At 71.7% G+C, this 26,650-nt stretch carries 28 protein-coding genes and 1 pseudogene; 11 read left to right on the top strand and 18 right to left on the bottom strand.

The features are described 5' to 3' along the window. Positions 1-21: 21 nt before the first annotated feature. The 7 genes from QRX50_RS30310 to QRX50_RS30280 all read right to left on the bottom strand — a co-directional run bounded on the left by QRX50_RS30310 (position 22) and on the right by QRX50_RS30280 (position 5,077). Entirely contained in the window at positions 22-870 is an 849-nt protein-coding gene (locus QRX50_RS30310) for an ESX secretion-associated protein EspG (RefSeq protein WP_285966527.1), read from the bottom strand. Positions 871-1,171: 301 nt separating this feature from the next. Continuing rightward, positions 1,172-2,101, bottom strand: a complete 930-nt coding sequence (locus tag QRX50_RS30305) for a 2-dehydropantoate 2-reductase (RefSeq protein ID WP_285966526.1) — start codon at positions 2,099-2,101, stop codon at positions 1,172-1,174. A 95-nt stretch (positions 2,102-2,196) separates the two neighbouring features. Continuing rightward, positions 2,197-2,703 (bottom strand): DinB family protein, encoded by a 507-nt coding sequence (locus QRX50_RS30300; RefSeq protein ID WP_285966525.1) that lies wholly within the window; start codon positions 2,701-2,703, stop codon positions 2,197-2,199. Between the two features lie 32 nt (positions 2,704-2,735). Next, positions 2,736-3,065 (bottom strand): DUF302 domain-containing protein, encoded by a 330-nt coding sequence (locus QRX50_RS30295; protein ID WP_285966524.1) that lies wholly within the window; start codon positions 3,063-3,065, stop codon positions 2,736-2,738. After that, positions 3,062-3,238: a hypothetical protein gene (locus QRX50_RS30290; protein ID WP_285966523.1), complete on the bottom strand. Its 177-nt coding sequence runs from the start codon at positions 3,236-3,238 to the stop codon at positions 3,062-3,064. The genes QRX50_RS30295 and QRX50_RS30290 overlap by 4 nt, the downstream gene beginning before the upstream one ends. A 26-nt stretch (positions 3,239-3,264) precedes the next feature. Continuing rightward, positions 3,265-4,482, bottom strand: coding sequence for an MFS transporter (locus tag QRX50_RS30285; protein ID WP_285966522.1), 1,218 nt, complete (start codon positions 4,480-4,482; stop codon positions 3,265-3,267). 103 nt (positions 4,483-4,585) lie between these two features. Continuing rightward, entirely contained in the window at positions 4,586-5,077 is a 492-nt protein-coding gene (locus QRX50_RS30280) for a winged helix-turn-helix transcriptional regulator (RefSeq protein ID WP_285966521.1), read from the bottom strand. A 183-nt stretch (positions 5,078-5,260) separates the two neighbouring features. Between QRX50_RS30280 and QRX50_RS30275 the strand changes: the two genes are divergently transcribed. Next, positions 5,261-6,208 carry a serine hydrolase gene (locus QRX50_RS30275; RefSeq protein WP_285966520.1) on the top strand — a complete coding sequence of 316 codons (948 nt, stop codon included), beginning with the start codon at positions 5,261-5,263 and terminating at the stop codon, positions 6,206-6,208. Between the two features lie 30 nt (positions 6,209-6,238). Here the strand turns inward: QRX50_RS30275 and QRX50_RS30270 are convergent, their stop codons facing one another. The 5 genes and pseudogenes from QRX50_RS30270 to QRX50_RS30250 form a co-directional block, all read right to left on the bottom strand. Then, positions 6,239-6,931 (bottom strand): flavin reductase family protein, encoded by a 693-nt coding sequence (locus tag QRX50_RS30270; RefSeq protein WP_285974609.1) that lies wholly within the window; start codon positions 6,929-6,931, stop codon positions 6,239-6,241. An 85-nt stretch (positions 6,932-7,016) separates the two neighbouring features. Continuing rightward, positions 7,017-7,831: pseudogene (locus QRX50_RS30265) on the bottom strand (FAD binding domain-containing protein). Next, positions 7,828-8,298, bottom strand: a complete 471-nt coding sequence (locus QRX50_RS30260) for a (2Fe-2S)-binding protein (RefSeq protein WP_285966519.1) — start codon at positions 8,296-8,298, stop codon at positions 7,828-7,830. Before QRX50_RS30260 ends, QRX50_RS30265 begins: the two are co-directional and overlap by 4 nt. Position 8,299: 1 nt before the next feature. Continuing rightward, entirely contained in the window at positions 8,300-10,564 is a 2,265-nt protein-coding gene (locus tag QRX50_RS30255; protein ID WP_285966518.1) for a xanthine dehydrogenase family protein molybdopterin-binding subunit, read from the bottom strand. Between the two features lie 84 nt (positions 10,565-10,648). Further along, on the bottom strand, positions 10,649-11,422 hold the full coding sequence (locus QRX50_RS30250) for a sulfite exporter TauE/SafE family protein (protein WP_434533157.1): 774 nt from the start codon (positions 11,420-11,422) through the stop codon (positions 10,649-10,651). Between the two features lie 154 nt (positions 11,423-11,576). Here QRX50_RS30250 and QRX50_RS30245 point away from each other — a divergent pair, with 154 nt between their 5' ends. Then, entirely contained in the window at positions 11,577-12,560 is a 984-nt protein-coding gene (locus QRX50_RS30245) for a LacI family DNA-binding transcriptional regulator (RefSeq protein WP_285966517.1), read from the top strand. Between the two features lie 27 nt (positions 12,561-12,587). Here QRX50_RS30245 and QRX50_RS30240 read toward each other — a convergent pair whose 3' ends face one another. Beyond that, positions 12,588-13,223 carry a GTP cyclohydrolase II gene (locus QRX50_RS30240; RefSeq protein WP_285966516.1) on the bottom strand — a complete coding sequence of 212 codons (636 nt, stop codon included), beginning with the start codon at positions 13,221-13,223 and terminating at the stop codon, positions 12,588-12,590. 98 nt (positions 13,224-13,321) lie between these two features. Here QRX50_RS30240 and QRX50_RS30235 point away from each other — a divergent pair, with 98 nt between their 5' ends. Then, positions 13,322-13,801: a MarR family winged helix-turn-helix transcriptional regulator gene (locus tag QRX50_RS30235; RefSeq protein WP_285966515.1), complete on the top strand. Its 480-nt coding sequence runs from the start codon at positions 13,322-13,324 to the stop codon at positions 13,799-13,801. Between the two features lie 16 nt (positions 13,802-13,817). Here the strand turns inward: QRX50_RS30235 and QRX50_RS30230 are convergent, their stop codons facing one another. The 3 genes from QRX50_RS30230 to QRX50_RS30220 are packed head-to-tail and all read right to left on the bottom strand — an operon-like array spanning position 13,818 to position 17,280. Beyond that, a complete protein-coding gene (locus QRX50_RS30230) occupies positions 13,818-14,576 on the bottom strand; it encodes an FHA domain-containing protein (RefSeq protein ID WP_285966514.1) in 759 nt (252 codons plus the stop codon). 53 nt (positions 14,577-14,629) lie between these two features. Beyond that, complete coding sequence (locus QRX50_RS30225) at positions 14,630-15,463, bottom strand: FHA domain-containing protein (protein WP_285966513.1); 834 nt, start codon at positions 15,461-15,463, stop codon at positions 14,630-14,632. Next, positions 15,460-17,280 (bottom strand): serine/threonine-protein kinase, encoded by a 1,821-nt coding sequence (locus QRX50_RS30220; protein WP_285966512.1) that lies wholly within the window; start codon positions 17,278-17,280, stop codon positions 15,460-15,462. The genes QRX50_RS30225 and QRX50_RS30220 overlap by 4 nt, the downstream gene beginning before the upstream one ends. 161 nt (positions 17,281-17,441) lie before the next feature. Between QRX50_RS30220 and QRX50_RS30215 the strand changes: the two genes are divergently transcribed. The 6 genes from QRX50_RS30215 (at position 17,442) to ahcY (ending at position 22,447) form a co-directional block, all read left to right on the top strand. Continuing rightward, positions 17,442-17,819, top strand: a complete 378-nt coding sequence (locus QRX50_RS30215) for a hypothetical protein (protein WP_285966511.1) — start codon at positions 17,442-17,444, stop codon at positions 17,817-17,819. A gap of 78 nt (positions 17,820-17,897) precedes the next feature. Beyond that, a complete protein-coding gene (locus QRX50_RS30210) occupies positions 17,898-18,098 on the top strand; it encodes a hypothetical protein (RefSeq protein WP_285966510.1) in 201 nt (66 codons plus the stop codon). 263 nt (positions 18,099-18,361) lie between these two features. Beyond that, a complete protein-coding gene (locus QRX50_RS30205) occupies positions 18,362-18,631 on the top strand; it encodes a DUF3040 domain-containing protein (protein WP_285966509.1) in 270 nt (89 codons plus the stop codon). Between the two features lie 64 nt (positions 18,632-18,695). Continuing rightward, positions 18,696-19,757, top strand: a complete 1,062-nt coding sequence (locus QRX50_RS30200) for a DNA polymerase IV (protein ID WP_285966508.1) — start codon at positions 18,696-18,698, stop codon at positions 19,755-19,757. Between the two features lie 76 nt (positions 19,758-19,833). Continuing rightward, entirely contained in the window at positions 19,834-20,607 is a 774-nt protein-coding gene (locus QRX50_RS30195; protein ID WP_285966507.1) for a GAF and ANTAR domain-containing protein, read from the top strand. Positions 20,608-20,971: 364 nt separating this feature from the next. Continuing rightward, positions 20,972-22,447, top strand: coding sequence for an adenosylhomocysteinase (gene ahcY / locus QRX50_RS30190; protein WP_285966506.1), 1,476 nt, complete (start codon positions 20,972-20,974; stop codon positions 22,445-22,447). 241 nt (positions 22,448-22,688) lie between these two features. Here the strand turns inward: ahcY and QRX50_RS30185 are convergent, their stop codons facing one another. Continuing rightward, positions 22,689-22,901, bottom strand: a complete 213-nt coding sequence (locus tag QRX50_RS30185) for a hypothetical protein (RefSeq protein ID WP_285966505.1) — start codon at positions 22,899-22,901, stop codon at positions 22,689-22,691. Positions 22,902-23,081: 180 nt separating this feature from the next. Further along, complete coding sequence (ku, locus tag QRX50_RS30180) at positions 23,082-23,972, bottom strand: non-homologous end joining protein Ku (RefSeq protein WP_285966504.1); 891 nt, start codon at positions 23,970-23,972, stop codon at positions 23,082-23,084. Positions 23,973-24,208: 236 nt separating this feature from the next. Here ku and QRX50_RS30175 point away from each other — a divergent pair, with 236 nt between their 5' ends. Together QRX50_RS30175 and QRX50_RS30170 are read left to right on the top strand one after the other, a co-directional pair. Then, positions 24,209-24,850, top strand: coding sequence for a TetR/AcrR family transcriptional regulator (locus tag QRX50_RS30175; protein ID WP_285966503.1), 642 nt, complete (start codon positions 24,209-24,211; stop codon positions 24,848-24,850). A gap of 64 nt (positions 24,851-24,914) precedes the next feature. Next, positions 24,915-26,648, top strand: coding sequence for an ABC transporter ATP-binding protein (locus tag QRX50_RS30170; protein WP_285966502.1), 1,734 nt, complete (start codon positions 24,915-24,917; stop codon positions 26,646-26,648). The last annotated feature ends 2 nt before the right edge of the window (positions 26,649-26,650 follow it).

The following is a 26,650-nucleotide window of genomic DNA, read 5'->3' as shown; positions in this document are numbered from 1 at the left end:
CCTCCTCTTGGTGCGCGCGCGTCAGTAGACGGCGGCGATGGCGTTCTGCACGGCGCGGGCCACCTCGGACCGCCCTGCGGGGACGTACTTCGCGCTCAGTTCACCGGCCTCGCCGGTGGTGGTGTGGATCAGGTAGCGGCCGTCCTGGGTGTCGAGCCAGCTGAGCGGGTCGGCCGCGCGCAGCTCGCCGTGGCGGCCCCAGCCGGTGACGGTGACGTGGCCACCGCCGAGACGCGGCGCGGCCATGACGCGCTCGAGCACCTCGGTGCTGCCGGGCGTCGGCGTCACGCGCGGGTCGGTGCGGCTGGGCCGCACGGTCCCACGGACCTCGATCATCCCGAACGCGTCCGTCTCTTCCTCGTCTTCGGCCGCCTCGGCCATGCGCCGTGCGGTCATCGCGGACACGGCGCGCGTCGCCTGCCGGTTCACCGTGTGGGCGCCGGTCGTCGCGGCGCGCGCCGGGGGCAGCACGCCGGTGACGACGTCGACGAGGTCCTCGTCGGCGAAGAGGGAGAACAGCAGTTCGTCGGTGCGCGGGTTCTGCGTGATCCCGACCGCCTGCCTGCCGTCACTGAGGGCGAGCACCGCGATGTCGGCGCCGACGCCGTCGACCCCGGCCACCGCGACGGAGACGCGCGGCCGGGCGAGGAGCCCGAACGCCGTCCGCACGCCGGGGCTGAGCTCACCGTGGGTGGAGAGCCGCTTGTCCTCCATCGCCCGGTAGACCTGGGTCGCCACGCGGACGAACCGGACGGGATCCGAAGGCACCGTGCCGATTCGCAACGGGTACTGGCGGATGTCACCGCCGGTTGCCTGGCTGACCACAAGAGCTTCGAAGACGTCGAGAACGAACTCGAACCTGTCCGCCATACCCGAGAGCTTCCTTCCCCACGGCGGGTCGTGCACGGCGCTGAGCCGCGGTCTGGACGCCTGCGCCGAAAGGGGCGCAGATGTCACTGTTCGGAGCGTAGCAGTCCTGGTGTGGCGGGAAATCACCACTCGAACCGGTGCCCGAAAGACCATCCGTCCGTGTCAACCCGGGCACGGCCTTCGCGCCCTTCCGCACCCATCACGTGGCCCGGAGCCGATTCGGTTCACCTCGGTCGGGAAAAAGTTCGCGGACTTCTCGCGGGGCGCCGAAACGGGGTCGGTTCGGGTTCGTTCGGGAGGCTCAGCCCAGCTTCGACTGGTACACGCGCAGGTTCAGCCGGACCAGTTCCAGCAGTGGTACGGACACCCCGAGCGAGTGCGCACGATCCACGAGGTCGCCGAAGATCTGCTCGCCCTCCACCGGCAGCCCGGCCGTGAGGTCGCGGTAGAGCGAGGGCGCGCGCGGGGAACCGACCTCGGTCACCGAACCGCGAGCGTTCTCCAGGGCGGCCGCTTCCAGCGGGTGCCCGGTGGCGGCCGCGACCGCCGCGCACTCGGCGACCACGGCCTCGGCGAACGCGATCCCGCCCGGCTGCGCGGCGACGTCGCCGACGGTGCCGCGCATGAGCGAGGTCACGGCCCCGATCGAGGCGATGAAAACCCACTTCGCCCACATGGCCGCCGTGATGTCCGAGGACAGCGCCGTGTCGAAGCCCGCGCCCGAGAGCAGTTCATGCGCCTCGGCGAGCCCCGCCGGCGCCGGCCCGGTGCGGGCGCCGTAGGTCAGCGACTGGAGGTCGAACAGGCGGCGGATGTCGCCGGCACCGTCCACAGTGGTCATCACGATCGCGACACCGCCGAGCACCCGCTCCTCGCCGAAGCGGGCCACGAGCGCGTCGAGGTGGCGCAAGCCGTTGAGCACCGGCAGTACGAGGGTGTCCGGCCCGACCGCCGGCGTCATGTCCTCGATCGCCTGCTCGAGCCCGGCGGCCTTGACCGTGAACAGCACGAGGTCATACGGCTCGGTGAGCTCGCCGGCGCGGACGAGCTTCGGCGTGAGCACTGTCTCCTCGCCGAGCCCGGTGATCCGCAGGCCGCGTTCCATCAACGCCGCCGCGCGCCCGGGGCGCACCAGGAAGGTCACGTCACGGCCGGCCTGCACCAGCCGGCCACCGAAGAACCCACCGGTCGCGCCGGCACCCACCACCAGGATTCGCTTCGCGCTCGCCACCCGTCCGACAGTAGGCCCCTGACTTTCCTAGGACAAGTCAGGGTCGGCGCTCTCACACCTCGGGCTTCGGAGGGGTCTTGGGCACGGCCTTCGGGTCAGACGCCGACGACGCCGTCGACACCCTCGCGCAGGAAGTCGGCGTGGCCGTTGTGCCGGGCGTACTCGTGGATCAGGTGCAGCATGACCAGCCGCAGGGAGACGTCCTCGCCCCACCGCGCGTTGTATGCGACGACGTCGAGCGACTCGGCGGCCGCCTCGATCCGCCGCGAGTGCGCCACCTCGGCCTGCCACGCGGCGAAGACCTCGGCCCGCGTGCCGTCGGTGGCGTCGTAGGCGACCTGGTAGTCACCGTCGGCCGACCATACGAGCGGCACGTCCTCACCGTCGATCACCCGGCGGAACCAGGCTCGCTCGACCTCGGCCAGGTGCCGCACGAGCCCCAGCAGCGACAACGTCGAGGGCGGCATCGCCTGCCGGCGCAGCTGCTCGTCGGAGAGGCCGTCGCACTTCATCGCCAGCGTCGCGCGGTGGAAGTCGAGAAACGCGCGCAGCATCTCCCGCTCCCCCGCGATCGCCGGCGGCCCGATCCGTTCCGTCGCCACGGCTCCCCCTTCACCCGCCGGCACGTCCGGGCTCAGGCTACCGGCGCGCCGAGGTGCGCGAGCAGGGCCGCGACCTTCTCGTCGAGCTCGCGGCCGACGGCCGTCACCGCCGGATTCCCGAAGCTGCCGAAACGGCTGCTCGGGAGGTCGACGCTGAACCACGTGGCGCCGTCGCCGTCCTCGTGGATCGTGGTGCGCAGTGGCGCGTAGAGCATCACGCCGGGCTCGTGGACGAACATCCGCTGGGCGATCGTGTGGTTGCCCATCAGGTACTCCGTGCACGGGCGCGCGGGTGCGGCGAGGCTCATGAGCGCGCCGACGTCGGTCTCCCAGTACCGCAGGAACCCCCACGGCGCGCTCACGTCGGCGGCTGACCGGACCTCCGTCCAGCTCGAGCCGTCGGCCACAAGCGGCGCCAGTTCTTCTCCGGCAGCTTCGGCACGGCCTCTTCGTACCGCGCGCGGAACTGCGCGAACGGCGCCGCCACGGGTACCTCCAGCCGCACGGCCTCGTCCGCGACCCGGCGTACGGACATGGCTTCTCCCGTTCCCTGTGGACTGTCTACTGTGGATTTCCACGGCGGCGGATCTCGAGGAACACAAGCGGGGCCAGCACCAGGCAGCACCCGCCCACCACGGCCGCGACGAGCACGGTGGCCGCGGACAGCCCGTGCGCGAGCGAGAGCAGGCCGACACCGATCACCGGGCCGCCGAGACCGAGGTAGCTGACCACGAAGTAGCTGCCGATCACCGCGCCGCGCTCGGCGGGCGGCGTCACGACCGTGAGCTCGGCCAGCGCGCCGGTGAAGACCAGTCCGTGGCCGGTCCCCGTGCCGAGCATCGCCGGCACCACGAGCCACGCGACGCCGGCCTCGTTCGCCACGACCAGCAGCGCCAGGCCCGCGGCGAGCACGACGAGCCCGATCGCCTGCCCGGCCGTGGGTGCGAGCTTGCCCGCGCCGAACTGGACGAACCCGGACGTGGCGATCATCAGGGTGAGCGCGCCCGCCGCGACCGCGAGATTGGCCGAGCCGAGCAGGCCCGACACGAGCGAGGGCACGACAGCGGAGAACATCCCGAGCACCGCCCACGCCAGGAACGAGCACGCGCCGGCGATCAGGAACGTGCGCCGGACCACGGGCGGCACGCCGAGCCGCGGCTGCCTCCAGCGCTTCGCTACCGAGCCCGCCGCGCGGGGGGTCCGAACCACGAGCAGCACCACCAGGGCGACGGCCACGGCGTGGACAAGGAACGACAGCTGCCGCGGCAGCGGGCCGTACTGCGCGAGCAGCCCACCGGCCAGCGGGCCGAGGGCGAGCCCGAACGTGACGCACGCCGTGGCGGTGCGCGAGGCCCGGCGCTGGCCGCGCGCGTCCTGCCCCGCGCTGTCGTTCAGCATCGCCTGCGCCGCCGCGGCGCCGGCACCCATGCCGAGCCCCTGCAGGACGCGGGCCAGGAACAGCCAGCCCGTGCCGGTGGCGAGCACGAAGACCAGGTCGCCGGCGAGGAACGCGACAAGACCGCACAGCATGAGCGGCCGGCGCCCGACGACGTCGGACAGCGGCCCGGCCACCAGCAACGCCGGCACGATCACCGCCACCGCGACCGCGTAGAGCAAGGTCTGGATCAGCGCGGAGAAGCCGAAAGTGCTGCGCAGCAACGCATACAGCGCACTCGGCAGGTTGTTGCCGACGTACAGCGCGGCCAGCGTCGCCGCACCGGCGGCGAACGCCCCGCGCGCGGCGGACACGGGCACCTCCGCCAGACCTGGCTGCGACATGACCGCACGGTAGAACGTTGACTTGCTCCGCACAAGTCAGCTCCGGACTACGGGACCGCCGAAGCGACGTCCCGCGAGTACGGGACGTCGCTGGGAAACAGGTTCAGCTCACGGGTTCGGCGAGCGGCACGGGTTCGGGCGAGCGCCACGGCCGGTACCAGCGCATGTCCTCGCGGTGCATCGGTTCGCCGCATTCGTCGCACAGCGTGCCGGGGCGCGTGCGCGCACCGCAGGCGCCGTGGACGATCAGCATGCGCTCGGCGGGCGGGTCGGGCGTGGTGTGCTCGTCGCCCCACTCGGCGAGGGACAGCAGCACCGGCAGCGCATCTGCGCCCGCCTTCGTGAGGCGGTACTCGTGGCGGGTGCGGCCGCCGTCGCGGTACGGCACGCGCGCGAGCAGCCCCGCCTCGGTGAGTTTGGTGAGCCGGGTCGTCAGCACGTTGTCGGCGATGCCGAGCTCGTCGCGGAACTCGTCGAAGCGCGTGGTGCCTGTGGTGGCGTTGCGCAGAATCAGCAGCGTCCACGGTTCGCCGAGAACGTCGACCGCCCGGGCGATCGGGCACGCGTGCCCGGACCACTGGATGCGTCGGACCATCACCGCTCCCTTCCTTGCGCCGCACCGGGTTTGCTGCCTTTCGCGGTACGAGCCGTCACCGACCGTAGCATGCGAGGAGCGGCGCTGAGCCTTTCGGCCGAACACAGCGGCTTCACAGCAACACACAGGAAACAGACAGGTGTAAACCGCTGCAATTCCGGGGTTCCGCGGCGTTGTCCCGGTATGGCAAGACGGCTGAGATGGACGCTCGCCGCCGCGGGCCTCACCGCGACGGTCCTCACGACGGCGGTCGTCGTCACGGCGAGTACGCGGCACATGACGACGATGCCCGCGGCGCAGACGCTGCCGCCGCCTTCGTCCTCCCCCGCGTCGCCGACCACAAGCGAACCGCCGGCCTCGTCGACGACACCGACCACCCCGACGCCTCCCCTGCCCGCCCCCTCGGCGGTAGCCGACGACGTGATCGACGCGGTGACCGCCGCGTCGAAGGGCACGAAGGTCGGGCTCACGGTCTACGACACGAAGACGGGCGAAACCCTCGCGCTCGCCGACCCCGAGACCCCGTACTACACGGCTTCCGTGGTGAAGTTGCTCATCGCGCTCGACTCGCTGTACGACGACGGCACTTGGCAGGTCCCCGCCGGCGACACCGCCGACGAGCTCACCGACATGATCTCCGGCAGCAACGACGGCATCGCCGACAAGCTGTGGGAAGCCGACGGCGGGACCGCGATCGTCGGGCGGATGGCCGACCTCATCGGGCTTTCCCACACGGTCGAACCGACGGACCCGGGCCAGTGGGGCATGACGAAGATGAGCCCCGACGACGTGGTCACCACCTACCGCTACCTCACCGACACCGTCCCCGACGCCACGGCGCAGCCGTTGCTCACCGCGATGGCCGACGCGCGCCAGCCCGCCGACGACGGCTACCCGCAGTACTTCGGCATCCCCGACGGTCTGCCCGGCGCGACGTGGGAGATCAAGCAGGGCTGGATGATCCTGCACTCGGCGCTCGTGCTCAACACCACCGGGATCGTCGACTCCCGCTACGTCGTGGTGCTCCTGACGCAGCAGCCGGCCGCCACGTCGTCGGCGAAGGGCCGCGCCGCGGTGACCGCGGGGATCAAGGCGCTGGCTCCGGCACTGGCGGCCTGGACCGCGGGCTGACCGCCCACGCGCGGGTTTCTGCGAAAACCCTCAACGGGTCTGGACCTGTCGGGCCCGGTCGATGTCCGGGCCCCGGTACAGCCGCTCCGGAATGGACGCCAGTGTCGACTCGTGCACCTGTGAGCCCAAGCCGTAGAGCTTCTGGAAGCTCATGATCAGCGGGCGCCACGCGTCGGGGTCCACGTGGTCTTCGGTGCCGGGCAGGCGGATGTCGTCGTGGACGAAGACGCGCTGGACGCGGACCTCCAGGCCCACGACGGAGCCGTCCTGCGCCTCGTCGTCGGCGGCGAAGGGATGGGTGGCCTCGAGGACGGCCTCCATGGCCACCGGGCACTCCGCGACGCGCGGCGGCGCGACCGTCTCGGACGGCACCGCGGTGAGGCCCGCACGGGCGAACTTGTCGGCGACGTGGAAGTAGCCGCGCTGCTGCTTGCCCGGCGGCACCGGGTCCGAACCCGTGGTGAGCGCGAGCCGATCGACGGCCGCGGCGAGGGCGGAAGAAGGCAGATTCAGCACGCACTCGCGCGTGCGCCGCAGATTCTGCGTGGTCTTCGACCGCGCGCCCAGGCCGAGCATGGCTCGCCAGCCCAGCCAGAACGCCGAGGACATCGGGGCGAGGTTCGCCGAACCGTCCTCATTGGTCGTGGAGATCAGCACCACGGGGGTGCCGAAGTACAGGATTCCGGGCTCGATGGCCGTGTGCAAGGGAAACGTCGTGTTCACGTCCCCCAGTCTGCGCACGCCGGGCGCCCGCGGCTGGCGGGAAACGGACGTCACGATCACGCCCGTTCCCCACCGGCCGGCTGGTTCAGGCGATGCCCGCCGCCAGCAGCGCCCGTCGCGTCAGCACGCGCGCCAGGTGCCGGCGGTACTCCGCCGACGCATGGGGCTCGTCGGGCGGCGAGGTGTCCTCGGCGGCGAGCGCCGCGGCCTCGTCGGCCGAAGCGCCCTCCGCCAAGGCTTTCTCCGTCGCCGCGGCCCGCAGCGGGGTGCCGCCGAGGTTGATCAGCCCCACGGACTTGCCCACCACCGCGACACCCACGATCGCCCAGTCGATGGCGCGGCGCGTGAACTTCTCGAAGCCCCAGCCGAGCCCGGCCTGGCTGGGCAGGCGGATCTCGGTCAGCAGCTCGTCCGGTTCCAGCGGTGTGGTGAACGGGCCCAGGAAGAACTCCGCGGCCGGGATGCGCCGCTCCCCGCCGGGCCGCGCGCGACGAGCACGCCGTCGGACGCGAGGATCACCGCGGGCAGGTCGGCGGCCGAGTCGGCGTGCACGAGCGAACCGCCGAGCGTGCCGCGGTGGCGCACCTGCGGATCGCCGACGGCACCGGACGCGTGCGCGACGAGCGGCGCGTGCTCGGCGAGCACCGGATCGCCTTCGAGGTCGTGGTAGCGCGACAGCGCGCCGATCACCACCTCGTCCCCATCGAGCCGCACGAACTTCAGCTCGTCGAGCGGCGCGATGTCCACGACGATCTCGGGCGCGGCGAACCGCAGTTTCATCAGCGGCAGCAGCGAATGCCCGCCGGCGAGCAGCTTCGCGTCCTCGCCGTGCTCGGCCAGCAGTGCGAGTGCCTCGTCCACAGTGGACGCGCGGCGGTAGGAGAACTCGGCGGGAATCACCGGTCCACCTCCGCACCCGAAGCCTCGACCACGGCGCTCACGATGTTGTGGTAACCCGTGCAGCGGCACAGGTTCCCTTCGAGCGCTTCCCGGACCTCGCGCCGCGACGGCCGCGGGTTCTCCTTCAGCAGCGACACCGACGCCATCATCATCCCCGGCGTGCAGAACCCGCACTGGAGCCCGTGCTGCTCGCGGAAAGCGCGCTGCACGGGGTGCAGCTCGCCGTCGTCGCCGGCCAGACCCTCCACTGTGGTCACTTCGTGGCCGTCGGCCTGCGCGGCCAGCACCGTGCACGACTTCACCGACTCACCGTCGAACAGGACCGTGCAGGCGCCGCACGACGTGGTGTCGCAGCCGATGTTCGTGCCGGTGAGCCCGACGGTGTCGCGCAGGTAGTGCACCAGCAACGTCCGGTCCGGCACCTCGCCGGCCGTGGTCCGGCCGTTCACCTCGATGGAGACCCGCACGTCAGTTCGCCTTCCTCACGTCGTTCAGGGCCGCCCAGACCCGCATCGGGGTGGTCGGCATGTCCAGGTGCCGCACGCCGAGGTGGGCGAGCGCGTCGACCACCGCGTTGTGCACCGCCGGCGTCGACCCGATCGTCGCGGCCTCGCCGATCCCCTTGACCCCCAGCAGGTTCCGTGTCGTGGGCGTCGCCATGTCCACGAGCTCGAAGTCGGGCAGCTCGGTCGCGGTCACAAACGAGTAGTCCGCGAGCGTGGCCGTGGTCGGGTTGCCGTCTTCGTCGTAGTTCACGACCTCCAGCAGCGCCTGGGCAATGCCCTGGCCGAGCCCGCCGTGGCGCTGGCCGCGGAAGGTCAGCGGGTTCACCACCGGCCCGGCGTCGTCGACCGCGACCAGCCGCCGCACCTCGACCTTGCCCGTCTCCGTGTCGACCTCGACCACGGCGAGGTGCGCGCCGAACGGGAACGTCGGCTTGCCGTCGCCGAACCACACATCGGCCGACAGCGCCGTGCGCTCGGCCGAGGACACGATCCGCGCCCAGTCGAGCGTGGTACTCGACGGGGCGCCGCGCACCTGCCAGACCCCGCGTTCGGTGTCGAGCTCCAGATCCTCCGGCGCGGCCTCGAGCAGGTCGGCCGCGAGCTCGCGAGCCTGGGCGATCACCTCGTCGGCCGCCTGCCGGATCGCCGAGCCGCCCAGCTGCAACGACCGCGAGCCGAAGGTGCCGACCGCGCGCGGGACCTCGTCGGTGTCGCCGTGCTTCACGGTGATCTTCGCCAGCGGCACGCCGAGCTGGTCGGACAGCAGCATCGCCAGCGACGTCGCGAGCCCCTGGCCGTGCGGCGAGCTGCCCGTGTACGCAGTGACCGAACCGTCTTCGTGGATGTCGACGCGGCCGCTCTCGCCGTTCGCATCGCCGCCGGTGATCTCGACGTAGGCCGCGATACCGAGGCCCAGCGCCACCGGGTCGCCCGCGGCGCGGCGCAGCTCCTGCTCCGCGCGCAGTTCGGCGTAGCCCGCGGCCTCGAGCGCCTTGTCCAGCGCCGCCGCGTACTCGCCCGTGTCGTAGTCCCCGCCGGTCGGCGTGGTGTACGGGAACTCCTCCGGGCGGATGAAGTTGACCCGCCGCACCTCGGCGGGATCCATCCCGATCTCCGCGGCGAACAGGTCCATCGCGCGCTCGACCGCGGCCGTCGCCTCGGGCCGGCCCGCGCCGCGGTAGGCCGCGATGGGCGTGGTGTTGGTGACCACGCAGCGGCTGCGCGTCTGCACCACCGGGAAGCGGTACACACCGGGCGCCATCATCTCGGTCAGCGTGGGCAGGAACATCGCGCGCGGGTAGGCGCCGCTGTCCTGCACGACGTCGATCCGGTACGCGAGCACCGTCCCGTCGCGCTTCCCACCGATGGTCACGGTGTTCTGCTGCGCCCGGCCGTGGGTCATCGCCGTGAGGTTCTCGCTGCGCGACTCGGTCCACCGCACCGGCCGCCCGACGGCACGCGCGGCCCAGCCGAGCAGGCTCGCCTCGGGGTCGGCGCCGATCTTGGCGCCGAAGCCGCCACCGACGTCCGGCGCGATCACGCGCACCCGGTCCTCGTCGAGCCCCAGCGCACCCGCCACGGTGGTCCGGGCGATCTGGGCGTTCTGCGTGGACAGCCACAGCGTCAGCCGCCCGTCCTCGCCCCACGCGGCCGAACCGCCGCGCACTTCGAGCGACGCCGGGGCCACTCGTGGGTTGAGGATCGTCTGCGTGACCACGGCGTCGCAGTCCGCGAACGCCGCGTCGTCGAACTCCTCGGCGCCGTTCACCTGCATGACGTTGCCGGTGACACCGCCACCGGGGAACAGCTCGGTTTCGCCGGACAGCGCGGCGTCGATGCTCGCCACCGCGTCCAGCGGGTCGTAGTCCACGTCGACCAGCTCCGCCGCGTCGGCCAGCTGGTAGCGCTCTTCGGTGAGCACCAGCGCGACGGGTTCGCCGACGTAACGCACGACGTCCGTGGCGAGGAACGGTTCGGTGACGGGTCCGGTGGGGAGAGGCGCGAGGTCGAGGTCCGCCGCCGTGAAAACGCCGACGACTCCCGGTGCCTGCTTCGCCTCTTCGGTGTCGATGCCGGAGATGCGCGCGTGGGCGATCGGGCTGCGCACGAAGACCGCGTGGACCGCGCCGGTGAGCGCCGCCTCCCGCAAGTCGTCGACGTACGTTCCGCCCGAGGTGATCAGCTTCTCGTCCTCGACGCGCACCACGCGGGTGCCGACAATGCTCATCTGGCCTCCTGCTCGGGTACCCCGCCGATCATGCCCCCTGGGGTGCCCGCGCGTCAGCCTGACCCGGCAACGAATCCGCTGCGATCAGCCGGCGTAGGCCTCCCGCGCGAGTACCACCGCGAGCACGAGCCCGCCGATCGCGATCGCGATCCGCAGCGGGGCCGCGGGCAGGTACCGCACGAGGATCGAACCGAGCCACGAACCCGCTACCGAACCCAGGCACACGGCGAGCGCCGCGGGCCAGAGCACCCGGCCGGTGAACGCGAAGACGGCCGCGGCGATCAGGTTCGCCGTGCCCGTGGCGATGTTCTTCGCCGCGTTCGTGCGGGCCAGCGGCTGTGTCCACACAGTGGTGAGCAGCGCGAGCATCAGCACGCCGGCCGCGGCACCGAAGTAGCCGCCGTAGACGCCCACGAGGAACGCCGCCACGCCGGTGACCGGGCCGATGCCGTGGCGCTCCGTGCCTTCCGCCAACCGGCGCAACCACGGACCCGCCAACAGGAGCACCGACGCGCCGCCGATCAGCCACGGGACCACCGCGGTGAACGCGCCCGACGGCGTCAGCAGCAGCACGAGCCCGCCGCAACCGCCGCCGGCCGTGGTGATGAGGCACAGCGGCAGCAGGCGGCGCCACTGTCCCTTCAGCTCGGGCCGCGCGCCGGCGGCCGCGCCCGCGGTGGTGCCGAGCATCGCGACGGTGTTGGTCATGTTCGCGACCACCGGCGGCATCCCCGCCGCGAGCAGCGCGGGGTACGACACGAGCGAGGCCAGTCCGGCGGTGGCGCCGACGAGCCCGGCGCCCGCTCCGGCGAGCAGCAGGAGGACGAACTCGCCCGCGTCGATGATCACGCCCGCCATCAGAACACGCGCTCCCGCGCTGCCGTATAGGTTGTTATACAAGTCACGTCCGGTTGAACGAACACCGCCGAACGGACGCCCGGCGACCGTCGGACAGGCGAGTACGTTGAGGACAAGGCAACCCGCCCGGTGCTCGGATTCCCTTGGAGGACCGATGCGCGTCACGATCGCGGAGGTCGCCCGCCGTGCGCGGGTGAGCAAGACCACCGTGTCCCGGGTGCTCAACAACAAGTCCGACGTGGACGCCGCCACCGCCGTGCGCGTGCGCGAAGTCATCGCCGCGACGGGCTACATCCCGAGCGCCGGGGCCGTCGGCCTGGCGAAGGGCCGGACCCGGCTGGTCGGCGTACTCGTCCCGGGGCTCTCGCCGGCGGGCGTCGGTGAGGTGTTGCAGGGAGTGGCCGACGTCGTCGAGGAGAGTGACCACGGCCTGCTCCTGAGCACCGCCGCCCGGGGCGCGGACTCGCTGGCGCGCTTCACCCACCAGGTGCGGGCGCACGCGTTCGACGGGCTGCTGCTGCTCGACCCGCCACCCGCCGTCACGGACAACGACGCGCTGCGCGACTCCGACCTGCCTGTGGTGGTGGTCGACGGGGCACGCTCCGTGTTCCCTTCCGTGACCGGCGACGACGCCGCGGGAGCCGCCGCGGTGGCCCGGCACTTCCTCGCGCGCGGCCGGCGCCGCGTCGCCGTGGTGACGGGCCCCGGCGAAGACGCGGCCGCCCGGCTCGCCGGATTCCGGTCCGTACTCGAAGAAGCCGGTTCATCGCTCACCGGGGACGCCGTCACCGAGACGGTTTCCACCGCGGGTGGCGGCCGCTCGGCCGTGCGGCAGCTCGTCGCCTCGGGCCTCGCGTTCGACGCCGTGTTCGCCTGTGACGACGTGGTGGCCGCCGGTGTCCTCACCGGACTGCGCGAAGCCGGCCGCACCGTGCCTGAGGACGTCGTCGTGGCCGGGTTCGGCGACCTGCCGCTCGCGGTGTTCACGCAGCCGCCGCTCACGACCGTGCGCCGGCCGCTGCGCGCCCTCGGGGAAACCGCGGCTCGCCGCCTGCTCGGTAAGCTGACCGGAGACACGCCGCTCGACGGCATGACCGTGCTGCCGACCGAGCTGGTGGTGCGGGAATCGGCACCCTGAGCCGCGCGACGGTCCGATGTGGATGATTCAGCTGGCGAGGCCGGCGTGGCCGAACCCGGCGGGCAGCACGAGGCTGTGGCCGGTGTGCTCGACCTTCGCCCGCAGGTACCGGACGTTGGTCTCCGTCGCGAACACCCCCGTGCGCACGCGGTCGCGCACGTCGAGACCGTGGGCGGTCAGCTGCGCGGCCTTGTCGGGGTTGTTCGACAGCAGGTCGAGTCGGCGCACGCCGAGCGCGGTGAGCATCTGCGCGGCGGCGGTGTAGTCGCGCGCGTCCTCGGGCAGGCCGAGCGCGGCGTTGGCCTCGTAGGTGTCGAGCCCGCCGTCCTGCAGTGCGTAGGCGTCGAGCTTGTTGTACAGGCCGATGCCGCGGCCTTCCTGGCGCAGGTAGAGCAGGTAGCCGCCGGCCTCGGAGATCCGGGCGACCGACTCGCGTAGCTGTGGGCCGCAGTCGCAGCGGGCCGAGCCGAAGACGTCGCCGGTCAGGCACTCGGAGTGCATGCGCACGAGCGGCACCGGGCCCGGCTCGCCGAGCACGAACGCGAGGTGCTCAAGCCCGTCGGCGAGCCCGTGGAACGTCACGGCCTCCGCGTCGACGGCGAGGTCGTCGCCCAGCCGCAGCGGGATCCGCACCCGCGTACGCACCTCCGCCACCGTCGCCATCGGCTGCTCCGTTCTCCCAGGTGGTTCAAATTCGAACCACGACTTGATCGACCCTACAACATGGTTCAAATTCGAACAACCTGCGTTACCATGGGTGCATGGCCGACCCCCGATGGCTCACGGATCGCCAGCTGAAGACCTGGCAGGCCTTCCTGGCGGTGAGCGCACAGCTCAACCGTCGCGTCGAACAGCAGCTTCGCGACGACGCGGGGCTTTCGCACCCACAGTACGAAGTTCTGGCGCGCCTCGCCGCCGCCGGCGGCGCCCTGCGCATGACGGAGCTGGCCGGCGCGGCGCTCACGTCCAAGAGCGGGCTGAGCTACCAGGTCGGCCAGCTCGAGAAGACGGGGCTCGTCGGGCGCCGCTCGTGCGAGTCCGACGACCGCGGCGTGATCGCGTTCCTGACCGATCTCGGCTGGTCACAGCTTCGCGAGGCGGCCGCCGGACACGCCGCGCTCGTCGGTGAGCTGCTCGTCGACGCGCTGACGACCGAGCAGTTCGGCGCGTTCAGCACCGTGCTCGACACCCTGGAGTCCCGGCTGCGCGGCGCCGACCGGCCGCAGCGGACCGCGGTGTGACGCTCGGCACCCCGAGCTAGGAGCCGACTGTCCTCTGTGTCCAGTCGGGCACGCGCGGTTGCGGCACGGGTTCGGCGGTCAGCAAGGCCAGGTCCGGCGGCACGAGCACGGCCGCGGCGAGCAGCGCGCCGAACAACAGGCCGTCGCCGCTCGCCGAGTGGAACCGGGCCCGCACGCCGTCGAGCGCGGCTCGCACGCCCAGCGGCGTCCAGTCGCCGCCGGGGTCCAGCATCGCAAGCTGAGCCGCCGCCCGTTCCGGCGGCACCGGCCGCGGTCGCGCCTCCCAGCGCAGGAAGCCCTGGCCGACCACGGTGAGCGCCAGCCGTTCTCGCGCGTCGAGCGATCCGTCCGGCGCCGGTGGCACGTCGGGCCTGCCGTCGGCGACGTGCACCTCCAGCACGTGCTCCCGCCCGCGCGAGCCGTGCACGAACAACGGCAGGTACCCCGCGGGCAGCGCGACCGGCGCCGCGCCGGTGAACAGCAGCCGCGATTCGGGCAGCCGCAACGGGACCTTGCCCGTCGCCCGCACCCACCAGCGGTCGCGGTGGTGCTCCAGCACGCCGTGGCGGCGGCTCACCCGCCGGTCGTCCTCCCCGACCGGCACCGAGACCTCCGCGGTATTGCGCCCGAACGTCACCGGGCCCGGCACCGAGGGCGGCACCAGCACTCCCCCGGCGAACCCGAGCACGGCCAGCGTGCCGGGCGGTGACGCGAAGCCCCGCGCCAGGCTCGGATGCCCGGCGGGCAGTGCCCGCATCCCCTCACCCGTCGTCACGACGTCCCCCACCCGCTCCCGGCGCGAAGCCTGCCCCAACGCGCGCCGCGAGGCTAACCGGGCGGCGCCGGGACCCCTCCCGGAGCGGTTTCGTCGGGTGGTTCGAGCAACGCGAGGTCCGGCGGCACCAGCGAAGTGGACAGCAGGAGCTCCTTCACGAGGTTGTCGTTGAGGGAGTTGCCCACCGGCTCACCGACCTCTTCGCGCGTGAGGCCCGCGACGCCGGCGCGCGCCAGCCGCGCCCGCACGGCGACCACGAGGTGCTCCACCCGCTTGGGCGTCCAGCGGCTGCCGGGCGCCAGCTCCGCGAGCTGCTCGGCGACCTGCCGCCACGCCATCGGCTGCGGGTACGGCTGTTGCAGCAGATAACGCTGCGCCAGCGAGACGAGCACGAGCCGCTCTTCGGGACTCAGCCGCCACATGCGCGGCGGCTCGGTCACATCCTGCGCCCGCGACTCCGGCCGGCGTCCGTCCGCACCCGACACGTACAGCTCCAGCAGGTGCTCGCGGTCGGCCGAACCACGCACGAACACCGCCGTGTAGCCCTCCGCGAGCGGCACGGGCTCCTCTTCGGGGAACAACAGGCGCGAGCCGGGCAGGCGGATCGGCAGCCGCCCGGTGTTGTGCATCCACCACGCGTCGCGCCGGCGCACGAGGAAACCCTGTTTGCGGCTGACTTTCCGGTCGTCCTCCCCCACGCACACGTGGACGTCCTCGCGGTTGCGTCCGAAGAGGACTTCCCGGCCGTCGCGGGGCGGCATGCGCACACCGCCGGTCACGGCCAGCGCGAAGATCGTGCCCGGGGCCGCGGGCGGCACCCCGTAGGCGAGGCTGCCGTGGTCGGCGCCGAGGGACTCGGCCTGCCCGCCGGATCGCAGCGCGGTCATGCCTGCGGCAGCTTCGCGACGACATCGCCGGCCAGCGACGCGGCCGGGGCGCAGAGGTCCTGCGACGGCGGGCCGCCGTGGACCACCACCTTGATCTGCTCCACCGCGGCCTCCCCGTGTGCGTCGGTGTAGTTCCGGTACACCAGCAGCGCCTGGCACGTGTTGGCGGCGAAGTCGTCGGTCGCGAGGTACGCGTCTTGGCCGGAAACCTTGGTGAGCTGGCCCGAGTCGCTGTCCGGCGGCTGGTCGCGGTCGAAGATCACCGTGACCGCGCGGTCCGACGCCGAGCTGTCCCAGTCACAGGTCCAGTTCCCGTAGCCCGGCACCATCCGCACCGACGCCGCGAGGCCCGCGGTGCTGCCGAGCGAGGCGGGGCTCAGCAGCGAACACGCGTCCACCTTGGACAGGGATCCGGCCGGGACCGGCGAGGTCCGTGCCGGCACTCCGGCGACGGCGAGCACCTTCGTCGCCGACGTGACCGCGACGTCGGCGGGCCGGCACGTGTCGAGGTTGTCACCGTCGTCGTCGGAGACGGTCACACGCACGAGGTACTTGTCCTGCAGCTGGATCAGGCGCACGCAGGCGCCGTCCTGCGCGGGGTCGCCGAACACGTCGAACGGGCCGGAGCGCGAGCGCTGCCCCTCCGGCGCGGCGCCGTCGGACGGCCGGTCCTCCAGCTCGACCTTCACGTCGGCCTGCAGATCGTCGGCCCGCTTGAGGATCACGTCGCAGCGGTCGAAGTTGCCGTAGTCGGGATCGACCTCGGGATCGCCGAACGGGCGCAGCGGCACCGAGTCGACGAGCCCGCACGGATCGGCCGAGCGCGGGTCCTGGCCGATGCCGAGCTTCGCCGGAGCAGCGGGCACCTTCGAAGCCGCGGCCGGGGTCCGCGGCTTGCCGCTGTCCGGCAGCAGGATCAGGGCCACCCCGGCGAGCACCACGACGGCGGCGACCGCGCCCGCAATCACGAATCGCCGCCGGCGACCGTCGGGACGGCGGCGCAGCGGCGGCGCGGGAGGCAGCCCGCCCACGCTGCCGGCCAGCAGGTCGTGCGCGGCGGCCGCGGTGGGCCGGTCTTCGGGAGCCGTCCGCAGCAGCGCGGCGAGCACGGGCTCGAGATCACCGGCCTTGCGCGCCGGCGGGACCGCGCCCTCGGCCGCGCGCCGGATCGTCGCGTACTCGTTGCCGCCGCCGAAGGGCGGAGTGCCCTCGACGGCGGAGAACAGAGTGGCGCCCAAGGAGAAAACGTCGGACGCAGCGGTGGGCGGGTGCCCCTGCGCGACCTCCGGTGCCAGGTAACCGGGGGTGCCGCCGATGTGCGGGGAGTCGGTGACCGTCTCGTCCGTGCGGACCGAGCGCGAGATGCCGAAGTCGGTGAGCTTGGCGCGGCCGTCGTCGGTGATCAGGACGTTGCCGGGCTTCACGTCGCGGTGGGCCACGCCGCCCTCGTGCACCGCGGCGAGCGCGCCCGCGACCTGCACGCCGATCTCGGCGACCGTGCGCACGGGCAGGCTGCCCTCGGCGGCGAGGACCTCGGCCAGGCTGCGCGAGCGCACGTACTCCATCACGAGCCACAGCTCGTCGCCCTCAGCGACGACGTCGAAGAAGGTCACCACGTTCGGGTGCTGCACGCCGGCGGCGAGCCGGGCTTCGCGACGCAGGGTGCGGCCGCTGACCGCATCGGAGAGCCGGGCCTGCTTGAGCGCCACCTCGCGGTCGAGCTGCTCGTCGTGCGCACGCCAGACCACGCCCATGCCCCCGGTGCCGATCCGCTCGAGCAGTCGATAGCGCTGCGCGATCAGCTGGCCACCCTGCACCGACGCTCCCCTCGGCGTGGTCGGACCTCTGTGAGGTAACTCCCAGTAACGATACTGCATCACGTCCGGTGGCAGGAAGCGGCCCGGATCGGGACCACTCCCCCGCCGCCCGCCTACGGTCCGGTCCCGAACGAACACTCTCACGAACCGGAGGCAACCCGATGAAGGGCACGACACTCGTCCGGCTGGCCGCGCTCGCCGTCGTCCTGGCGGGTGTGTGCGCACCCGCCTCGGCCGCCGCGTTGCCCGCCGCGGGCCGGCTGAAGATCACCGAGGGCGGCACGCCGGAGCACCCCAGGGTGCACTCCGGCGCCGGACGGCAGGTCTCCGGCATCGACGTCGAAACCGACTGGGTGGTGGTGGACGGCTTCACCCTCACCAAGCCGTCCGCGCCCGGCGTCGAGCTCGACGGGAACCACGTGACCCTGCAGAACACCACCATCACCGACCCCCACGGCGGCGACGGCGACGGCATCGGACAACCGCTGCGAGAAGGTCGACAACATGTGCCTGATGGCCGAGGGCCCGAACGACGGTGAGGGCGACGGGAAGGGCCACACGACCGACTTCGTGATCAGGACAACTACTGCGAGACCCTCGAGGCGTCGCAGACGCTGATGTTCGAGGACGTCCAGGGCGTCACCATCACCGGCAACACCTTCGCCGCCGGTCCGGACCACGCGATCGGGCTCGCGATCGGCTCCACCGGCGCCCACGTCGAGGGCAACCACGTCGACCCGTCCAGCCACTGCGAGGTCGGGATCGACAAATCGTCCCGTGAAGGCTGTGTCGGCCCCGAGCCGGCCTGTGCGCCGTGACCTCGGTGCCGGTTCCGTTGCGCGGCAACGGGAACCGAGAAGCGCTGCGCTGCGTGAGCACCGGAGTCACCCGTCCGGCGGATCAAGCGTCCACAGTGGACGCGGAAACCGACACGGTGGTCCAGGATTCGACGTATAGATCGTTATACGGATGGGTGCGGCCGGGTTAATCCGCCGGAGAGCGCCCGGATCGGCGATTCGATCACGGTGGCCGGGGGTATCTGGCGGACGTGACGGCAGGCGCGCCGCCGAAGGAGACCTCCATGCTCAGTCACCACGAACGCAGCGAGCTGGACAAGATCGAACGCTGGTTCGAGTTGAGCGATCCGGAACTGGCGGCGGCGCTCTCGCGGGGCAAGCCGGCTTCGAACCGCCGCCTGCTCACCCTCTTCGCGGTGCTCTTCGACGTCTCGGCCGTCGCGTTCCTCGTGACCGGGCTCGTCACCACGAGCCCCGCCTTCACGCTGTGCGCACTGCTCGCCGCCGGCGGCGGGGTGGCGCTGCACATCGTGCGCGGGCACGGCCGCTCCTGACGCTAGGGCGACGAGCTGCGCGGCGGGCGTGCGCTCGCCCGGGTCCGCACCGCACACTGGTGCGGTGTCCGCCTGGGTCCTGCACGTCGATCTCGACCAGTTCATCGCCGCGGTCGAGATCGCGCGACGGCCCGAGCTGCGCGGCCGGCCGGTGGTCGTGGGCGGCAACGGCGACCCCGCCGAGCGCGCCGTGGTGGCCACCGCGTCCTACGAGGCGCGCGAGTTCGGCGTGCAGTCCGGCATGCCGCTGCGGCTGGCCGCCAAACGCTGCCCCGACGCGGTGTTCCTGGCCACCGACGCGCCCGCGTACCAGGAGGTGTCCGACCGCGTCATGGCGCGGCTGCGCGAGCTGCCGGTGGTGGTCGAGGTGCTCGGGTGGGACGAAGCGTTCCTCGGCCTCGACACCGAGAACATCACTGCCGAGAACGGGGGCACCGACGACCCCGAGGCGTTCGCGGCCGAGGTCCGCCGCGCGGTCGAGGACGAGACCGGGCTTTCGTGCTCGGTCGGCATCGGCGACAACAAGCTGCGCGCCAAGCTCGCCACCGGGTTCGCGAAACCCGCCGGGATCTTCCGCCTCACGCGGGAGAACTGGTGGGCCGTGATGGCCGAGCTGCCCACCGACGCGCTGTGGGGCATCGGGCGCAAGACGGCCAAGAAGCTCGCCGCAGCGGGGTTCACCACCGTGCTGCAGCTGGCGGGCGCCGACGCGGACGACCTCGCCGCGCGCTTCGGCCCGCGCCTCGGCCCGTGGTACCGGGTGCTGGCGGGCGGGATCGGCGACGCCGAGGTCACCGCCACCCCGTACGTCGCGCGCTCCCGCAGCCGCGAGACCACGTTCCAGCAGGATCTCACCGATCCCGCGCGCATCGCGGAAGAAATCGACGCCCTCGCCGTGCGGGTCGCCCGCGACGTCGTGGCCGAAGGCCACCCGGCGGCGCGCGTCGCGGTGAAGGTGCGCTTCGCGCCGTTCCACACTCACACCCACAGCATCACGCTGCCGGAACCGACGTCGGACGCCGCGGCAATCGGGCGCGCCGCGCGCGAGGTGCTCGGGATGTTCACGCTCGGCCGGCCGGTCCGCCTGCTCGGCGTGCGCGCGGAGTTCCCTCACCCGCCCGCGTGATCGGACGGCAGGTGCGCGTTTGGCGGCGCCGGTCGGCGGGGTAATCGGCACTCCCGGCACACGAGTGAGGTGAGGCATGTCCGAAAACAGCGTCCCCGCGACCGGTTCCGACGACCGGTTCGGCGGGCTGGGCGGCGGGTTCCGGGACCTCACGCGGTCGCTGCTGGAGGTCACGACCGTCGGGGGCGTGCTGCAGCAGCTGGTGACGGCGGCGGTCCGGGTGATCCCGGTGGCGAGCGTCGTCAGCATCACGCTGCGCTCGCCCGACGGGCTGTTCTACACCCCCATCGAGACCGACGCGGTCGCCGCCGAGCTCGACCAGGTGCAGTACCGCACGGGTGAGGGCCCCTGCCTCGACGCGGCCCGCCCGGACGGCCCTGCGCACGCGGAGAGCCAGGACCTCGCCCACGAACCCAAGTGGCCGAAGTTCGGGCCGGCCGCGGCCGAACGCGGCATGGGCTCGATGCTCGCCATCGCGTTGCTGCCCGACGCCCGCGAGCCGCAGCTGTCCGGTGCGCTCAACGTCTACGCGCGCGAGACCGGCGCGCTCACGCCCGCCGATCGCGACCTCGCGCTGCTGCTGGCCACCCACGGATCGCTGGCGCTGGCGACGACCAATGCCGTGACGGCCGCGGACCTCCAGCGGGCCCACCTGCGCAAGGCCATCGACTCGCGCGACGTGATCGGCCAGGCGAAGGGCATCCTGATGCAGCGGCGCGGCATCTCGGCCGACGAGGCGTTCGACATCCTGCGCCGCACGTCACAGGATCTCAACGTGAAGCTCGCCGTGCTGGCCGAGACCCTGGCCACCCGCCACACCGAGCTCGACCTGCCCGGTCCGCGCGCTTGACAGCCTCCGGCCGGCCTTGCCATGGTGGAAACCGGTAGAACGAACCGTGCGCCGTCAGGGCGCACTCCGGGCCGAGAGGCGCTGCGACGGAAGCCGCGAGGTTTCCGCCACGCTCGGCCCGCGAGTTCCGGACAAGGGCGCCTCCTGCGAAGGAGGTGCCTTTTTTGTCGTCCCAGCTGTTGTCGACCCGGACGTCGCCGACCCGGACGTCGCCGGCACAGGTGTTGCCACCGAAGGAAAAGCCGGTGGACGGCCCCCGCGCCTCCTGAACCCTGCCGGGTGAGCCCGGTGCTGCCGAATGCGGTGGTGCCGCGATTCCCCGTGCCCTGAAACAGAAACCACACCGAATGGGAGCAGAACCTCAATGAGCCCGAAACTTCAGAACGTCGGCGGACTCGAGTTCGCGGTGGCCGACCTGGCGCTCGCCGAGGCCGGGCGGACGCAGCTGCGCCTGGCCGAGCACGAGATGCCCGGCCTGATGTCCATCCGGCGCGAGTTCGCCGGCGCGCAGCCGCTGAAGGGCGCCCGCATCGCCGGCTCGCTGCACATGACCGTGCAGACCGCCGTGCTGATCGAGACCCTCGTAGCGCTCGGCGCCGACGTGCGCTGGGTATCCTGCAACATCTTCTCCACCCAGGACGAGGCCGCGGCCGCCGTCGTCGTCGGTCCGAACGGGACCGCCGAACGGCCCGAGGGCACCCCGGTGTTCGCGTGGAAGGGCGAGACGCTCGACGAGTACTGGTGGTGCACCGACCGGCTCTTCCGGTTCGCCGACGGGCAGGGCCCCAACATGATCCTGGACGACGGTGGCGACGCGACACTGCTCGTCCACAAGGGAGTCGAGTTCGAGGCCGCGGGCGCCGTGCCGGCCGCCACGGACGCCGACGCCGAGGAGTACGCGATCGTCCTGCGCACGCTCACCGAGAGCCTCGCCGCCGACCCGAAGCGATTTACGCGCATCGCGGGCGAGGTCCGCGGCGTGACCGAGGAGACCACCAACGGTGTCAAACGGCTCTACAAGCTGGCAACCGAGGGCACGCTGCTGTTCCCGGCGATGAACGTGAACGACTCGGTGACGAAGTCCAAGTTCGACAACAAGTACGGCATCCGCCACTCGATGGTCGACGGCCTCAACCGCGCCACCGACGTGATGATCGGCGGCAAGCTCGCGGTCGTCTGCGGTTACGGCGATGTCGGCAAGGGCGCCGTCGAGGCGCTGCGCGGCCAGGGCGCGCGCGTGGTGGTCACGGAGATCGACCCGATCTGCGCGCTGCAGGCGGCGATGGAGGGCCTCGACGTGGTCGAGCTGGACGACGTCGTGGAGCGCGGCGACATCTTCCTCACCACCACCGGCAACTTCGGCATCATCTCCGCCGCGCAGATGGCCCGGATGAAGCACAACGCGATCGTCGCGAACGTCGGCCACTTCGACAACGAGATCGACATGGCCGGCCTCGCCAAGGTGCCCGGCATCCGCAAGCTGGAGATCAAGCCGCAGGTGCACGAGTGGGCCTTCCCCGCGGCCGACGGGCGCCCGGCGCACTCGATCATCGTGCTGTCCGAGGGCCGGCTAATGAACCTCGGCAACGCCACCGGGCACCCGTCGTTCGTGATGTCGAACTCGTTCGCGAACCAGGCGATCGCGCAGATCGAGCTGTTCACCAAACCCGGCGAGTACCCGGTGGGCGTGCACCGCCTGCCGAAGCTGCTCGACGAGAAGGTGGCGCGGCTGCACCTCGACGCACTCGGCGTGAAGCTGACGAAGCTCACGAAGGAGCAGGCGGAGTACCTCGGCGTGGACGCGGCCGGCCCGTTCAAGCTGGAGCACTACCGCTACTGAGCCCCGGGCCGCCCCGGCGGAGACCGGAGGCCGGAAATAAGGGGTCCTCCGGCTCCGAGGGGGAGGGAGAGCCGAAGGACCTCGTTAGTGTTAGCACATCGCCAAGCCGGTGTACACAGCTGCATACACGATTGGGTAAGGATCGGGGGCGGAGGGGAAACCCTCGGCGGAAAGCGTGAAGGCCTCGTTCCCCGGGGTTCCGGGGAACGAGGCCTTCACGGTCACTGGGCCGCGGGAGGGCTCAGGAAGCTTGCCGAAGCTCCGCCTCCACCTCGACGGCGAGCGTGCAGGAGCACTCCGCGTCGACGGTGTGGCAGTCGATGATCAGGGCGTGGCGGACGCGATCGAGGTCCGCGCAGCTCTCGTCCGTGCACTCGGCGAACCCGCCGTCCGGGTGAACCACCAGGGTGCCGTGACAGTGGTCGATCCCGCTGGTGCAGAACGCGCACTCCATGCTCAGGCCGCCTTCCGCTCTCGTGTTCTCTTGCTCTCGAACCCGGCTCGTACCAGACCGGACAGCTTCTTGGTACCACCGGTGAGCGCCAGAGTCTGACATACGGACGGCGTGTCGCCGCACCCGGTCCGGTGATCTCGGACCGGCGGGGATTTCCGCGGCTCGGCGGGAAAAGCTCGTTCAGGCGCTCTTCGGCCGACGAGTCCGCGGGGCGGCCTTCTTGGCCGGCTTCTCCTCGTCCGGCGCCGCCTTGCGCGAGCGCGACGAGGTGCTCTTGGCCGGCGCCGCGGAGCGCGACTTGCGGGCTTCGGAGACGCTCGCCTCCAGCGCCGCCATGAGGTCGACCACGTCGGCTTTCGCCCCCACCGCACCGGTTTTCGTCGTCTCGTTGCCCGAGACCTTGGCCTCGATCACGGATTCGAGCGCCTCGCGGTAGCCGTCGGTGTACTTTTCGGACTCGAACACCGGTTCCGACAGCGAATCGATCAGCGAGCCGGCCATGGTCAGCTCCTGCGGGCGCACCTGGGGCGGATCCTCGCGCAGGAACGGGAAATCGGGCGTGCGCACCTCGTCGGGCCAGAGCATCGTGGTCATCACGAGCACATCGGACACCACGCGCAGCAGCGCCAGGCTCTCGCGCTGGCGCACGGCGACCTTGGCGATCGCCACGTGGCTGGCCTTGTGCAGCGCGTCGCGCAGCACCACGTACGGCTTGACGGCGTTCTTCTGCGGCTCGAGGTAGTAGGTCTTGTCGAACTGGATCGGGTCGATCGACTCGAGCGGCACGAACTCCAGCACGTCGATCGTGCGCTGCGTGGCCAGCGGCAGGTCGGCCAGGTCGGCGTCGGTGATCACGACCATCTCGCCGTCGGGCAGCTCGTAGCCCTTGGCGATCTCGGCGTAGGGCACTTCCTGCCCGTCGACCGTGCAGAAACGCTTGTACTGGATGCGGCCGCCGTCGGACTCGTGCACCTGGCGCAGCGAGACGTTCTTGTTCTCCGTGGCCGCGTACAGCTGGATCGGGATGCTGACCAGCCCGAACGAGACCGAGCCCTTCCACATCGACCGCATGCGCGCTCCTCCGCCGTCCGCCGGTGCTCCACTCACGCTCGGTAACAACCGTAGCCCGGATCGTCCGATCCCGACAGTCCCGCCGGTCGGCGCGGCTCCCGACCGGCCCAGCCTGACCTGCGACGACCCGTCGGAGCCGGTCACCCGGGGTAGCGACTCCCCAAGGACCCGCATCACGCAAAAGTGCGGGGCACGCAGATTATTGCGTGCCCCGCACTTTTGCTACGCTGGTCCGCATGACCTCCGAACCCGCGGCGCCTGTGCTCGGGCTGCGCGAACGCAAGAAGCTGGCGGCCCGGCAGGCACTCGGTGCCGCGGCGCTGCGACTCGCGCTCGAGCGCGGCCTGGACCAGCTGCGGGTCGAGGACATCGCGAGCGAGGTCGGCGTGTCGCCGCGCACGTTCAACAACTACTTCTCCAGCAAGGAGGAGGCGGTCTGCTCGTTCATCGTCGCGCAGCAGGAGCGCGTGCGGGAGGCGCTGCGGGCCCGGCCGGCCCACGAACCGCTGTGGGAGGCCGTGATCAACGCGGCGGTGGACCAGGCCTCGCGCGACGGCGCGCCCCGGCGTGAGGACGTGCGCCGCATGCGCGAGATGATGCACAACGCCGGGCTGTTCGCGGAAATGCTGCGCGCGCACGCCACCGTTGAGCGCGTGCTGGCCGAAGCGGTCACCGAACGGGCGGGCAGCACCGCAAATCCGTTGCACGCGAGGATGCTCGCGGGGATCGTACAAGGCGCTTCCCGCATCGCGTTCCACACGTGGCTGACCTCCGGGCCGGACGCGGAGTTCCTGCCCACGTTCGTGGACCTGCTGCGGGAGGCATCCGCGGGCATGCCCACCCTGACCGCGGCCGCGGCGCGCGCCACCGCACCATGAACCACCCGAACCGTCCAAAACAGACACATCACCACAGAACACCACCCTGGGGGAGAACCGACCCGTGCTGATCCGCCTGTTGCGCAGTCATCTGCGCCCCTACAAGACGACCATCTGGCTGGTCGTCGTCCTGCAGTTGATACAGACGCTCGCGGCGCTGTACCTGCCGACGCTCAACGCCGACATCGTCGACAACGGGCTCGTGAAGGGCGACACCGGCTACATCATGCGGATCGGCGGCGTGATGCTGCTGGTCACGCTGGTGCAGATCGCCGGCTCGATCGGCGCCGTCTACTTCGGCGCGCGCACCGCCATGTCACTGGGCCGCGACGTGCGCGGCTCGGTGTTCCACCGGGTCCAGGACTTCTCCGCCCGCGAGGTCGGCCAGTTCGGCACGCCCTCTCTCATCACCCGCACCACCAACGACGTGCAGCAGGTCCAGATGCTCGTGCTGATGACGCTGACGCTGATGGTGTCGGCGCCGATCATGTGCGTCGGCGGCATCGTCCTGGCGTTGAACCAGGACGTGCCGCTCTCGTCCCTGCTGCTGGTGATCGTGCCGGTGCTGGGCGTCGCCGTCGGCCTGATCATCGCCCGCATGCGCCCGGCGTTCCGGCTCATGCAGGCGCGCATCGACAAGATCAACCAGGTGATGCGCGAGCAGATCATGGGCATCCGCGTGATCCGCGCGTTCGTGCGCGACAAGCGCGAGCGCGAACGCTTCGGCCAGGCCAACGACGAGCTGTTCACCGTGTCGCTGCGGGTCGGCCGGCTGATGGCGCTGATGTTCCCCACCGTGATGCTGGTGGTCAACGTCTCGAGCGTCGCCGTGCTGTGGTTCGGCGGGCACCGCATCGAGAGCGGCTCGATGCAGATCGGCGCGCTCACCGCGTTCCTGGCCTACCTGCTGCAGATCCTCATGTCGGTCATGATGGCCACGTTCATGTTCATGATGGTGCCGCGCGCCGAGGTGAGCGCCGAGCGCATCTCCGAGGTCCTCGACACCGAGTCGAGTGTCCGCCCGCCGCTGAAGCCGGTCTCCCTCGGCCGCGTGCACGGCGTGCTGGAGCTGACCGGGGTCGAGTTCTGTTACCCCGGCGCGGAGAAGGCGGTGCTGCGCGACATCTCGCTGAGCGCGCGCCCCGGTGAGACCACCGCCGTGATCGGCAGCACCGGCAGCGGCAAGACCACGCTGCTCAACCTGATCCCCCGGCTCATGGACGCCACCGCCGGCACCGTCCGCGTGGACGGCGTCGACGTGCGCGAGCTCGACCCGGCCGTGCTCGCCTCGGCCGTCGGGATGGTGCCACAGAAGCCGTACCTGTTCGCGGGCACGGTGGCGAGCAACCTGCGTTACGGCAACCCGGACGCGACCGACGAGGAGCTCTGGCACGCGCTGGAAGTGGCGCAGGGCAAGGACTTCGTGCGGAAGATGCCCGAAGGGCTCGACTCCCCGATCGCCCAGGGCGGCACGAACGTCTCGGGCGGGCAGCGCCAGCGGCTCGCCATCGCGCGGATGCTGGTGCACAAACCGGAGATCTACCTGTTCGACGACTCGTTCAGCGCACTGGACTACGCGACCGACGCGGCGCTGCGCCGTGCGCTGACCGACGAGACCCGCGAGGCGACGGTCGTCATCGTCGCGCAGCGCGTGAGCACCATCCGGGGCGCCGATCGCATCATCGTCCTCGACGACGGGCGCGTCGTCGGCTCCGGAACCCACCACGAACTGATGGACGGCAACGAAACGTATCGCGAGATCGTGCTTTCGCAGCTGACCGAGCAGGAGGCGGCGTGAGT

It is taken from the genome of Amycolatopsis sp. 2-15 (genome assembly GCF_030285625.1).
GTDB lineage: Bacteria > Actinomycetota > Actinomycetes > Mycobacteriales > Pseudonocardiaceae > Amycolatopsis > Amycolatopsis carbonis.
The sequence above is the reverse complement of the archived record's forward strand: the minus strand, read 5'-3'. Positions and strand labels throughout refer to the sequence as shown.